The sequence below is a fragment of the Paraburkholderia sp. genome, assembly GCF_036488795.1.
Taxonomy (GTDB): Bacteria; Pseudomonadota; Gammaproteobacteria; order Burkholderiales; family Burkholderiaceae; genus Paraburkholderia.
The window spans coordinates 1-12,732 of record NZ_DASXHA010000012.1 but is presented as its reverse complement, the minus strand read 5'-3'; the positions used below and the strand labels follow the sequence as shown (position 1 = coordinate 12,732).

Below are 12,732 nucleotides of genomic sequence, written 5' to 3'. Positions count from 1 at the left end.
ATGACTGAACATACGAAGGTCGATTTCGGTGCAGATCGCGTCGATGGCGAAACCGCCTCGACGCCCGGTCCTACCGTGCTCGAAAAAGCGGCGCCGCGCAGCGAGCGGATGGCGTCCAACAAGATCGAATGCAATGCATGCCCTGTGCTGTGTCAGATCTCCGCAGGCCGCACCGGTGCGTGCGACCGCTATGCAAACGCGGATGGACGGCTGATTCGTGTCGACCCGGTGATTTTCATGTCGCCGGCACCATTACTCGCGGAAAACGCAGACGCGCAAGAACCCGCGATCGAATTTGGTGCATCGTCAAACGTGCCGCAAAACGCGCAGACAGCGGCGCAGGATCAGGCGCTGTTTGTCACGGGCGTAGGTGCATCCTCGACTTATCCGGATTACAAACCCGCGCCGTTTATCGTTTCGTCAAAGCTCGACGACGTCGACATGGTCACGGTTGTCACCGAAGGCATCTTTAGTTACTGCAGCTTCAAGGTAAAGATCGACACGGATCGCTTTCTTGGGCCGGAACAATCGAACGTCCGTTGTCAGGGCGAGCTTGTCGGACACGTGACGACCGCCGAATACGGCTCGCAGATGCTAAGCCTGGGCGGTGTGCATCATCTGACCGGCGGCAGCAAGAAGGAAGGGCGGGTGACGTGCGACATGATGCTCGCGCTCGGCAACAAGCAGGCCGTTGAGCTGAGTATCGACGGTGGCGCGAATCTGGTGATCCGGGCGGGCGCGGCACCCATCGTGGATGGCGTCGAAGAGCAGCGCATGCGGGTAGGCTGCGGCTCGGCCACGATCGGCATTTTTGCCAAACAATGGTTCGGGCACGCCGACGAAGTCGTCGTGGTTGACGACCACATCACCGGCGTATTGACCGAGCATCAGGCAGGCCGGTGTCTTGGCATGGCGCGCTCAGGTCTGAAGATTCGCGGCCGCAAGTCGACACCGGGCCGCTATTTTCAGGTGGCCAATCCCGGCACAGGTTGGGGCGGCACGGATATTCAGGACCCGTTGGCGATCGTCGAGGGCTTCGATCCTGCCATCGCGCGGCCCGGCATGCGTTTGCTGATGGTGTCGACCACCGGAGAGCATGCGCAATGGTACGAACTGGACGGCAATCTCGTGCCCCGCGCGATGGACATGCCCGACGCCGTGCGGCGTACCGTGGAGCGTATCGGCGAAAACTGCGAACCGTCGCTCGCGACTGTGCTGTTTCTCGGCGGCGCGGGCGGCAGTTTGCGCGCCGGCGCCACGGAAAACCCGGTACTGCTGACACGCGCGATCAAGCAACGGCTGGTGAACGTCACCTGCGGCGGCGCGCCCGCGTACGTGTGGCCGGGCGGCGGCATTACGGTGATGGTCGACGTGACGCGCATGCCTGATCGTTCATTCGGCACGGTGCCTACGCCCGCAATCGTCGCGCCGATCGAATTCACCATGCGTTACGACGTGTACCGCGATCTGGGCGGTCATCTGGATGCGGTGCGTTCGCTAGAGCGCGTGCTGGCGAACGGACCTGAGCATAGCGAAGGTGCGCCGTTGGCGCGCCGGACGTTGAAGCGTCGTCCGGACAACCCATGGCCGCCCGGCATGCCGCCGATGCTCGGGTAACCGTCATGGCCGCGACCCGCGCACCACTCGATGCAACGCGCTGGCATCTGCAGCATGGCCCGATCGATCTGATCATCGGCGCCGAGGGCGATGCTACAGCCGTCAAAGAGGCACATGACGCGTGCTGGCAGCGTTTTGCCGGTGTGCTGGATGAACTGGTCGCGGAGTTGCGGTTACTGAAAAAACCCATGCCGCACGCTGCGACAGCGGATTCAAACGAGCGCCTGTGCAAAGGTCATATTGCGTCTCGCATGTGGAACGCGTGTTATCCATATCGCACGCACTACATTACGCCGATGGCTGCGGTCGCGGGCAGCGTCGCGGACGAACTGATTGGCGCTTTCGCGCGTCCCGGCGTCACACGCGCCTTCATCAATAATGGCGGCGACATTGCGCTGTATCTGACCGAACGCGAGCGGTATCGTATTGGGGTGTTTGCGGATCTTTCGAAATTGCAAGGCGCACGCCTGGCCAGTGGACGTCCGCTTGATGCGAACCTGTCACTCGACGCCAGCATGCCAGTCCGCGGCATTGCGACGAGCGGCTGGCGCGGCCGCAGTTTCAGTCTTGGCATCGCGGACAGCGTGACGGTAATGGCGCGCAATGCTGCCATGGCCGACGCCGCCGCTACGATGATTGCCAACGCCGTCAATCTTGAGCACACGGGCGTGGTGCGTCGGCCGGCGTCGTCGCTCAAGGACGACAGCGACCTCGGCGATCTGTTGGTGACGGTGGACGTGCCGCCCTTACCGCAAGCGCTGATCGATCGCGCGCTTGCTTGCGGCGTGCGCGAAGCAAACCGGTTGCGCGTGCAAGGACTGATCGAAGGCGCCGCGCTGTTTCTGCAAAGTAGCGCGCGGGTCGTCGGTATGAACGAATCGGATAAAACGCTGCCCGGACAAAACAGCGGTACGCGTCTCACGCATGACTCTCATCACGCCATGGAGGCTCCGTGTTCGAAATACGCCGCGTGCTGACGCACGTCGAAGACATTTTTCACGAGTTTGGTCCACCGCCGGCGCAGCCGCTACGAAAAGGCGCGATTGCCGCCGTCATGACGAACCCGTTTGCGGGCCGCTACGAAGCGAAGATCGAGCATGCCATGGAAGCACTCAAGCCGATCGGCGTCGATCTTGCTCAGCGCCTTCTCGCCTCCATGGCTGTTCCGCACGCGGCAATCGAAAGCTACGGCAAGGGCGCGATAGTCGGCGCTGCCGGTGAACTCGAACACGGTGCGCTGTGGCACGTACCGGGTGGGTACGCCATGCGCGAATTGCTGGAGAAGAATGGTGTGCCGACGAATGCAATCGTGCCTTCGACGAAAAAGGTAGGCGCGCCATCCACCGCGCTGGATGTTCCGCTGACTCACGTCAATGCAAGCTACGTGCGCAGCCATTTCGACGCAATCGAGGTGCGCGTGCCGGGCGCTCCTGCCGCGAATGAAATCGTCTATATCCTCGTGATGAGCACCGGACAGCGGGTGCATGCGCGTGTCGGCGGTCTTGCGAAAGAGGCGATTGTCGGCAAGGACGGCTTGCGTTAGGACCTGAGCAACGGTGCAACGCAAAGCGAACGACAGTAGGCAAGGCGTACCCATTAACGGAGAGCAAAATGGCAATCAAGCTTCGCAAGCTGGTCGTGCAGGTAGACGAAATACGCATTGAGATGGGCCAGACGATCGAGCCGCCCACCCGCCGTGCGGTCGCGATGGCCGTGATCGACAATCCATACGCCGGCCGCTACGAAGCGACACTCGAGGCGCTGGTCGAGGCGGGCGAGGAACTCGGCGCGCTGCTGGGCAAGAAATGCGTGGAGGCGCTGGGCATCGAACCGGCTCAGGCGCAAAGTTACGGCAAGGCGGCGATTGTGGGCGAAGCGGGCGAACTGGAGCACGCGGCGGCGATTCTCCATCCGAAGCTGGGCGCGCCGTTACGCATGGCAGTGGAAAAAGGCGCGGCGCTGGTGCCGTCCGCCAAGAAGATGGGCACGCTTGGGACGGCGATCGACGTGCCGCTCGGCCACAAGGATGCCGCTTTCGTGCGCAGCCATTTCGACGCCATCGAAGCACGTGTGGCCGATGCGCCGCGGGCGAACGAAATCGTCGTGGCGGTGGCGGTCACCGCGTCGGGCAGGCCATTGCCGCGCATCGGCGGCTTGCAGGTCAGCGAAATCAAGGGCGAAGACGGTTTGCGCTGATTTAATTCGCTGGTAGTGTGCTGGCCTTGAGGCAGGCACTGCGCCTGCAGTCTGGCGCACCACATCTGCTGCGCATTTGAAGGCTGGCAAGCCGCTAAGGGTCACGATGCTTTCGAATCTGCTGGTACAGCTGGTCAATGGACTCGCCGACGCGTCGACGCTGTTTCTCGTCGCCGCCGGCCTGTCGTTGATCTTCGGCGTGACGCGCATCGTCAACTTTGCGCACGGCTCGTTCTATATGCTGGGCATTTACGTCGCGTATAGCATCGCCAGCCGCTTTGGCCATACCACCGGCGGTTTCTGGCTGTCGGTGCTGGCCGCCGCGCTGGTGGTGGCGGTGCTCGGCGCGCTGGTCGAAATGATCGTATTGCGGCGCATCTACCAGGCACCTGAACTGTTTCATCTGTTGGCCACCTTCGCACTGGTCTTGATCTTCCGCGACGCCGCGCTCTGGCTGTGGGGTCCGGAAGACCTGTTCGGGCCGCGTGCGCCGCATCTGGCGGGCGCCGTGAATCTGCTCGGCCATCCGCTGCCCACTTACGATCTCGCGTTGATCGTCATCGGTCCGCTCGTGCTGCTGTTGCTCTGGTATGCGTTGACGCGCACGCGCTGGGGCACGCTGGTGCGCGCGGCAACGCAGGATCGGGAAATGCTCGGTGCGCTTGGCATCAATCAGGCGTGGCTGTTTACCGGTGTGTTTTTTGTCGGCGCGTTCCTCGCAGGACTGGGTGGCGCGTTGCAGGGGCCGCGCATGTCGGCGAATCTGTCGCTCGATCTCGAGACGATCGGCAATGCGTTCGTCGTCGTCGTGGTGGGAGGGATGGGCTCGATTCCAGGCGCCTTCATCGCTGCGTTACTGATCGCGGAGATCAAGGCGCTGTGCATCGGCATCGGGCATGTGTCGATCGGCGGGATCGACTTTTCGCTCAGCCGCTTTACGCTGGTGGCCGAGTTCGTCGTGATGGCCGTCGTGCTCGTCGTGCGGCCGTGGGGTTTGCTCGGACGTGCGAGCGCGGCTGTGCGCGGCATGGCCGCACCGGAGGCGCCGTTGCGCCCTGCGGGGAAGCGTTTGAAATGGCTGACGGCGAGCGTGCTCGCGGTGCTGGCGCTAGCGCCTTTAGCGGCTAATGCGTTTCCTTATATGCCTATTCTGCTGGTCGAAATCCTGATCGCAGTGCTGTTCGCCACCAGCCTGCACTTCATCATGGGTCCGGGCGGCATGCATTCGTTCGGTCATGCCGCTTATTTCGGCCTGGGCGCTTATGGAGCCGCGTTGTTTCTCAAGGTCCTCAATCTGCCGATGGAAGCCGCTTTGCTGCTGGGCCCGTTGCTTGCACTGGGTGGCGCGCTGGTGTTCGGCTGGTTTTGCGTGCGCTTGTCCGGCGTCTATCTGGCCATGCTGACGCTCGCCTTCGCGCAGATCGTCTGGTCCGTCGTGTTTCAGTGGGACGACGTGACGGGCGGCAGCAATGGTGTGCTCGGCTTATGGCCGTCGAACTGGCTGTCCTCGCCGGTGGCGTACTACTACCTGACACTGGTGTGCGTCGCGCTCTGCGTATGGTTGTTGCGCCGCATGCTGTTCTCGCCGCTCGGCTATGCAATGCGCGCCTCGCGTGATTCGGTATTGCGCGCGGAGGCAGTTGGCATTGACGTGAAGCGCGTGCAATGGGCGTCGTTTGTGATTGCTTCGATTTTTTGCGGTCTGGCAGGCTCCCTGTATGCATTTTCGAAGGGCACCATTTCGCCGGAAGTGATCAGCGTAAGCCGTTCCGTGGACGGCCTCGTCATGGTGCTGCTCGGCGGCTTGCAAACGCTAGGCGGTCCGCTTGTCGGCGCGGCGCTGTTCACCTGGCTGCAGGATACTGTCGCGCGGCAAACGGATTACTGGCAGGCACTGCTCGGCTTTACCATCCTGTTGCTGGTGATGGCGTTTCCTCAAGGCATCGTGGGTTTTATCCGTGATCGCTTTGGCGACGACGACGCAAGCGCGCAGAACGGCCATCCAGACGGAACGTCAGCATCGGAGCCTGCCAACACGGCTTCGCCCTCTCAAGCCGCTGCGATGAAGGAGGGCCTATGAGCTTGCTACGCGTATCCGGCTTGTCAAAATCGTTTGGCGGCCTGAAGGCGGTCGATGACGTCTCGTTCAATCTGGAAGCCGGTCAATTGCTCGCTTTGCTCGGGCCGAACGGTGCCGGCAAATCCACCTGCTTCAACATGGTCAATGGGCAACTTAAGCCGTCGTCAGGTTCGATCCGTCTCGACGATCAGGAAATCGTCGGTATGCGGCCACGCGATATCTGGCGGCTCGGCGTGGGCCGCACGTTCCAGATCGCCGCCACCTTCAATTCGATGACCGTGCTCGAAAACGTGCAGATGGCCCTCGTTTCGCGCGAACGCAAACTGTTCGGAGTGTGGAAACCCGCTGCATCGTGGCATGCGGATGAAGCTTTGAGCCTGCTCGAACAGGTCGGCATGGCTGCCGACGCGCATCGTGCCTGCGGCGTTCTCGCTTACGGCGACGTGAAGCGCGTCGAACTGGCTATCGCGCTGGCCAACCGCCCGAAACTGCTGTTGATGGATGAGCCCACCGCAGGCATGGCGCCCAAAGAGCGCAACGATCTGATGGCGCTGACGAGGCGCCTTGTCACGGAGCACAACATCGGCGTGCTGTTCACCGAGCACAGCATGGACGTCGTCTTCGCTTACGCGGATCGCCTGATCGTGCTGGCGCGGGGCAAGCTGATCGCCGAAGGCAGCGCGGAGACGATTCGCAACGACGCCCGCGTACAGGAAGTGTATTTCGGCACCGGCAAGACTTTCCAGGCACATGCGGCGCTGGATCGTCGCGATGACGCAAAGGGTCATCAAGGAGCCGTGCAATGAGCGAGCCGATGCTAAAGGTCTCCGGTCTCAATGCGTTTTATGGCCGCGCGCACATTCTGTTCGACGTCGGACTCGAAGTGGGGCGCGGTGAAGTCGTCGCGCTGATGGGCCGCAACGGCGCCGGTAAATCGACGACGATGAAAGCCGTGATGGGTCTATTGCCACGCCGTCAAGGCAAAGTGCAGTTTCGCGGCACGGACATCACGACGCTGCCGCCCTACCGGATTGCACGCATGGGCATGGGCTTCGTGCCGGAAGATCGCCGCGTGTTCGCCGACCTCACGGTCATGGAAAACCTCGACGCCGGACGCCAGCCGCCGCGCGACGACGCGCCGCAATGGACTCCGGACAAGCTGTTCCGTCTCTTTCCCAATCTCGGCGAAATGCCGAGGCGCCCCGGCGCTCAGATGAGCGGCGGCGAGCAGCAGATGCTGACCGTGTCGCGCACGCTGATGGGTAATCCGTATCTGGTGCTACTGGATGAACCGTCCGAGGGCGTGGCACCGGTGATCGTCGAGCAGATGGCGAACATGATTCTCGAACTCAAGCGCGAAGGACTGTCGATCCTGTTGTCCGAACAGAATCTGCACTTCGCCGAGCTGGTCAGCGACCGCGCGTACGTCCTCGAAAAAGGGCAGATCCGCTTTAGCGGCACGATCGGCGAACTCGCGAAGAACGAAACAGTCAGGCGCGCTTATCTGAGTGTCTGATTCCTGCGAAGCGTTATATGTCGAGCAAATGCACGGCACGTGACGAATGCGGTAGTCGTTGCGAAAGGAGAAGCCAGATGGCAGCAGAGACGTTGACAGGGTTGTCGGGCAAGGTCGTGGTGACGAACATCGGCCTGCTGTTGTCCGGCGATATCGACGCACCGATTCTCGACGCGGACACGCTGGTCATCGACGATGGCGTGATCGTCGCCGTCGGCAGGGAGAAAGACTGCGACCTCGAAGGCGCGCGCATGACGATCGATTGCAAGCGCACGGCAGTGGCGCCTGGTCTGATCGATTCACACGTCCATCCGGTATTCGGCGACTGGACGCCGCGCCAGAATCAGATGGGCTGGATCGAATCGAATCTGAACGGCGGTGTGACGACCATGATCTCCGCCGGCGAAGTTCATTTGCCTGGCCGTCCGAAAGATGTGATCGGCGTGAAAGCGCTGGCAATCACGGCGCAGCGTTCATTCGAAGGCATGCGTGGCGCGGGCGTCGGCGGCGGGGTCAAAGTGCTGGCAGGTGCACCTGTGATCGAAAAGGGCATGGTGGAGGAAGACTTCAGGGAACTCGCGCAGGCAGGCGTGAAACTGCTCGGCGAAGTGGGCCTCGGCAGCGTGAAGGCCGGCGAAGAAGCGGGTCAGATGGTGGCGTGGGCGCGCAAGTACGGCATTCAGAGCACGATTCACACGGGCGGCCCGTCGATTCCCGGTTCAGGCCTGATCGACAAGGACGTGGTGCTGGCCGCGGATGCCGACGTGATCGGTCATATCAACGGCGGCCATACGTCGCTGCCTTATCGCCATGTGTGCGACCTGTGCGAACAGTCCACGCGTGCACTGGAAATCGTTCACAACGGCAACGAACGCATTGCACTGCTGACCGCGCGCCATGCAGTCGAACTCAAATGCCCGCACCGCATCATCCTCGGCACTGATAGTCCCGCTGGTTCGGGTGTGCAACCGCTTGGCATCCTGCGGATGGTTGCCTTGATCTCGAGTCTCGCGGACGTTCCCGCTGAAATCGCTTTCTGCTTTGCGACCGGAAACACCGCGCGGCAACGCAATCTGCGCCAGGGTTTGATCGAAGTGGGACGTCCGGCTGACCTGGTGTTCATGGACCGCGCGCAGCATACGGCCGGCGCCACGCTGCTGGAAAGCGTGCAACTGGGCGATGTGCCGGGTGTCGGCATGGTGATGATCGACGGGCTGATTCGCTGCCGGCGCAGCCGCAATACGCCGCCTGCGACCGAAGTGCCGGTGGTCGTCTGAAGTCGCACCACGAACCGCCGACGCCGCGGCCATGAATCGCCCCGCGAACCTGACGCTCACCGTGAACGGCGCGACGTACGTCGTCAACGCCGACGCGGATACGCCGCTGCTCTATCTGCTGCGCAACGATCTCGCGCTCAACGGTCCGAAGTTCGGATGCGGTCTCGGCGAGTGCGGCGCGTGTACGGTACTGCTCGACGGTATGCCGACCCGGTCATGCGTGACCACGGCAAAGGTCGCACAGGGCCGCGCGATCACGACGCTGGAAGGCCTGGGTACGCGTGTCGCCCTGCATCCGGTGCAACAGGCGTTCATCGAAGAACAGGCCGCGCAGTGCGGCTACTGTTTGAACGGCATGATCATGACGGCGAAAGCGCTGCTTGACCGCGATCCTCATCCGGACGATGAGACCATCCGTCGCGAACTGTCGCGCAATTTGTGCCGGTGCGGCACGCATGTGGAGATTCTGCGCGCGGTGCGGCGCGCGGCGTATTTGCTAGCCGCGCAAAAGGACGCACATCAAGACTCGCAGAGATCCCAGCGTGAAGGAGAGCGCGCATGACGGGGCCGGATGTCGGCGTCGATCGTCAGGCTGTCTCGCGACAGCAGCTATTCGACGCGGCCAACGTGCTGATAGTAGTGCGCCCGCCGCAGGCGCCGCCCAAACCGGCGATGGGTCAGCCGGGTTCACGCTCGTCGTTTGTGCCGACCGAGGCGGATCTGTTCCTCGTGGTGCGCAGCGACGGCAGCGTGGTCGCGTTCAACGGCCACGTCGACCTGGGCACGGGCATTGGCACGGCGCTCGCGCAGATCGTCGCAGAAGAACTGGACGTGCCGCTCACGCGCGTCTCGATCGTGCTCGGCCACACCAGCGAAGTGCCGAATCAGGGGCCGACGATTGCGAGTGCAACCATCCAGATGTCGGCCGTGCCGTTGCGTCTCGCTGCGGCACAAGCGCGGCGGTTCCTGGTGGCGCAGGCGGCGCAACGGCTCGGTGTGAACGTGGAAACTCTGGAGGTGCGCGACGGTATCGTGCATCGCCATGGCGAAGATGGTGCACACGGCATCGGTTACGGCGAGCTGATTGCCGGACGGCGGATAGAACTCGAGCTTTCGACCGAGACGCCCGTGAAGTCGCCGCAGGCGTACCGGATCGTCGGCAAGAGCACGCCGCGCCTCGATATTCCCGCCAAGGCGACCGGCGAACTGACCTTCGTGCACGACGTTCGCGTGCCGGGGATGCTGCATGGCCGCGTCGTCCGTCCGCCGTATGCGGGCGTGGCGCAAGGCGAGTTTATCGGTAACAGTCTGCTGCATGTCGACGAGGACTCGCTTGGCGATTTGCCTGGCATCGTCAAGATTGTGGTGATCCGCGATTTCGTGGGTATTGTTGCGGAGCGCGAGGAAATCGCGCAGCAGGCAGTCAAGCGGCTCAGCGTACGGTGGAAGACAGTGGAAGGTTTGCCGCCGCTCGAAAGCAACTCCGAAGTGGAAGCGGCATTGCGCGCCAATCCGGCGACGCGTCGTGATCTCGTAATCGACGGCGACGTCGACGCCGCATTTGCGCAAAGCGCCAACACGCTCGAAAGCACCTACGTCTGGCCGTTTCAGATGCACGCTTCGATCGGACCTTCATGTGCCGTTGCCGATTACCGCGAAGGCGCACTCAAGGTCTGGTCCGGCACGCAAAATCCGCATTCGCTACGCGCCGATCTTGCGCTGCTGATGTCGCTCGACGAGGCGCAGATCGACGTCGTGCGTATGGAAGCAGCGGGCTGCTATGGCCGCAACTGCGCGGACGACGTGGCCGCCGACGCCGCCTTGCTGTCACGCGCAACGGGCAGTCCGGTGCGTGTGCAACTCTCGCGCGAGGACGAACACGCGTGGGAGCCGAAAGGCGCAGCGCAATTGATGGACGTACGCGGCGCGGTAGGCGCCGACGGTCAACTCACCGGCTACGATTTCACGACCCGTTACCCCTCGAACGATGCGCCGACGCTCGCGCTCTTGCTGACCGGAACGATCTCGCCGCAACCGCAAGTGTTCGAAATGGGCGATCGGACCGCGGTGCCGCCGTACGACTATCGAACCATGCGGGTCGTCTGCGACGACACACCGCCGATTGTCCGCGCGTCGTGGTTGCGTGGCGTATCCGCGCTTCCCAACACCTTCGCACACGAATCGTTCATCGACGAACTGGCCGCGCAAGCCGGAGTCGATCCGGTCGAATTTCGCCTGCAGCATCTGACCGATCCGCGTGCCGTCGATCTGGTCAAGGCGGTAGCCGCTAAAGCAGACTGGCAGCCGCGCAACCGCGCGCTAAAAGAAGCGCAACAGGAGGGCGACGTCGCGCGTGGCCGCGGCTTTGCATACGCCCGTTATGTGCACAGCAAATTCCCTGGATTCGGCGCGGCCTGGTCCGCCTGGGTCGCGGATGTTGAAGTGAACCGCAAGAGCGGCGAGCTGGCCGTCACGCGCGTCGTAGTGGGGCAAGACACGGGCACGATGGTGAATCCGGATGGCGTGCGGCATCAGATTCACGGCAACGTGATCCAGGCGACCAGCCGCGCGCTGAAAGAGCGCGTGACGTTCGGGCGCAACGCGGTGACGAGCCAGGAGTGGGGCGCCTATCCGATCCTCACGTTCCGCGAGGTGCCTGTCATCGAAGTCGTGATGATGCCGCGCCACGGAGAGCCGCCGATGGGCACCGGTGAATCCGCATCGCTGCCGGGCGCCGCGGCAATTGCCAACGCGCTCTACGATGCCACCGGCGTGCGTTTTCGCAGACCGCCGTTCACCCCTGAGGTCATTCGCGCGGCACTCGCTGACGCAAAGGCGGATGAGGCCGCCGCGCGCAGGAAGAAGCGCTGGCGCGTGGGGTTCTTAGGCGCGCTGGCCGCCGGTGCCGCAGGTTGGCTAGGTGCGGTTTCGCTGGCACCTCAAGCCATTGCGCCCATCACGCCGCCGCTGGCGAGCGCGTTCGCGCCGGACCTGATCGCACGCGGCAAGCTGCTCGCTTCGCTTGGCGACTGCGCGGTCTGCCATACCGCGCGCAACGGTGTGCCGAATGCCGGTGGACGGCCGCTCAAGACGCCGTTCGGCACTCTCTACACCACCAACATCACGCCGGACGGTGAGACGGGAATCGGTACGTGGTCGCTCGAAGCGTTCACGCGTGCCATGCGCGAGGGCATCCATCGCGACGGACGGCACCTGTACCCCGCGTTTCCGTACACGTCCTTTAAAAATGTTTCCGACGACGACCTCAACGCGCTGTATGCGTACCTGATGTCGCAAACGCCGGCACGCTCGCGTCCACCGCAAACGAAGCTGGCATTCCCGTTCAACCTTAGACCCATGATGGCGGCGTGGAATAGCCTCTTTCTGAAACGCAACACGTTCACGCAGGACGCGACGCAAACTGCGCAATGGAATCGCGGTGCGTATCTCGTCAACGGCCTCGGTCATTGCAGCGCATGTCACACACCGCGCAATGCTTTTGGCGCCGAGAAAACCGGTGCCGCATTTCTGGGCGGCGGCACGGCCGAGGGCTGGGAAGCACCGGCACTCACCACATTGTCGAACGCGCCTGTGCCGTGGAACGAAGACGAACTGTTCAGCTATCTGCGGCACGGTTATGCGCCGCTGCATGGTGTCGCGGCGGGTCCGATGGCGCCCGTCGTCAGCGAACTGACTGCACTGCCGGATAGCGATATCCGCGCCATGGCGAGCTATCTCGCCTCGCTCAATCCGGTCGGAGCGAATGCGAATCCGCAGGCGCTCGCTCGCGAATATGAGCAGGCCAGTATGAGCGCATCAACGACTTCGAGCCTTGGCGCGCGGCTTTTCGACGGCGCCTGCGCGGCGTGTCATCACATGGACAGCGGGCCGCTGCTGTTCGGCGCGCATCCGTCGCTCGCGCTCAACACGAATCTGCATAGCGTGGCGCCGGATAACCTGATTCGCGTGATTCTGGATGGTATCGGCTCGCCTGCGCGGGCCGAACTCGGTACGATGCCGGCTTACCGCGACAGTTTCAACGACGC

Annotated in this window: 10 protein-coding genes; all 10 read left to right on the top strand. The window is 63.0% G+C overall.

What is annotated here, in order from left to right; translation table 11 throughout:
* Nucleotides 1-1,617: a 6-hydroxynicotinate reductase gene (locus VGH41_RS01460; protein ID WP_331595526.1), complete on the top strand. Its 1,617-nt coding sequence runs from the start codon at nucleotides 1-3 to the stop codon at nucleotides 1,615-1,617.
* Nucleotides 1,618-1,622: 5 nt separating this feature from the next.
* Nucleotides 1,623-2,594 carry a UPF0280 family protein gene (locus tag VGH41_RS01455; RefSeq protein ID WP_331595525.1) on the top strand — a complete coding sequence of 324 codons (972 nt, stop codon included), beginning with the start codon at nucleotides 1,623-1,625 and terminating at the stop codon, nucleotides 2,592-2,594.
* Nucleotides 2,570-3,160 (top strand): amino acid synthesis family protein, encoded by a 591-nt coding sequence (locus tag VGH41_RS01450; RefSeq protein WP_331595523.1) that lies wholly within the window; start codon nucleotides 2,570-2,572, stop codon nucleotides 3,158-3,160. The genes VGH41_RS01455 and VGH41_RS01450 overlap by 25 nt, the downstream gene beginning before the upstream one ends.
* A 68-nt stretch (nucleotides 3,161-3,228) precedes the next feature.
* Nucleotides 3,229-3,813: an amino acid synthesis family protein gene (locus VGH41_RS01445; protein ID WP_331595522.1), complete on the top strand. Its 585-nt coding sequence runs from the start codon at nucleotides 3,229-3,231 to the stop codon at nucleotides 3,811-3,813.
* A gap of 106 nt (nucleotides 3,814-3,919) precedes the next feature.
* On the top strand, nucleotides 3,920-5,893 hold the full coding sequence (locus VGH41_RS01440; protein WP_331595520.1) for an ABC transporter permease: 1,974 nt from the start codon (nucleotides 3,920-3,922) through the stop codon (nucleotides 5,891-5,893).
* On the top strand, nucleotides 5,890-6,699 hold the full coding sequence (locus VGH41_RS01435; protein WP_331595519.1) for an ABC transporter ATP-binding protein: 810 nt from the start codon (nucleotides 5,890-5,892) through the stop codon (nucleotides 6,697-6,699). The genes VGH41_RS01440 and VGH41_RS01435 overlap by 4 nt, the downstream gene beginning before the upstream one ends.
* Nucleotides 6,696-7,409, top strand: coding sequence for an ABC transporter ATP-binding protein (locus tag VGH41_RS01430; RefSeq protein WP_331595518.1), 714 nt, complete (start codon nucleotides 6,696-6,698; stop codon nucleotides 7,407-7,409). Before VGH41_RS01435 ends, VGH41_RS01430 begins: the two co-directional genes overlap by 4 nt.
* 77 nt (nucleotides 7,410-7,486) lie before the next feature.
* Nucleotides 7,487-8,686: an amidohydrolase family protein gene (locus tag VGH41_RS01425; RefSeq protein ID WP_331595517.1), complete on the top strand. Its 1,200-nt coding sequence runs from the start codon at nucleotides 7,487-7,489 to the stop codon at nucleotides 8,684-8,686.
* A 31-nt stretch (nucleotides 8,687-8,717) separates the two neighbouring features.
* On the top strand, nucleotides 8,718-9,248 hold the full coding sequence (locus VGH41_RS01420; RefSeq protein ID WP_331595516.1) for a (2Fe-2S)-binding protein: 531 nt from the start codon (nucleotides 8,718-8,720) through the stop codon (nucleotides 9,246-9,248).
* The coding region (locus VGH41_RS01415; RefSeq protein WP_331595515.1) for a molybdopterin cofactor-binding domain-containing protein at nucleotides 9,245-12,732 on the top strand (3,488 nt) is incomplete at its 3' end. The genes VGH41_RS01420 and VGH41_RS01415, both read left to right, overlap by 4 nt.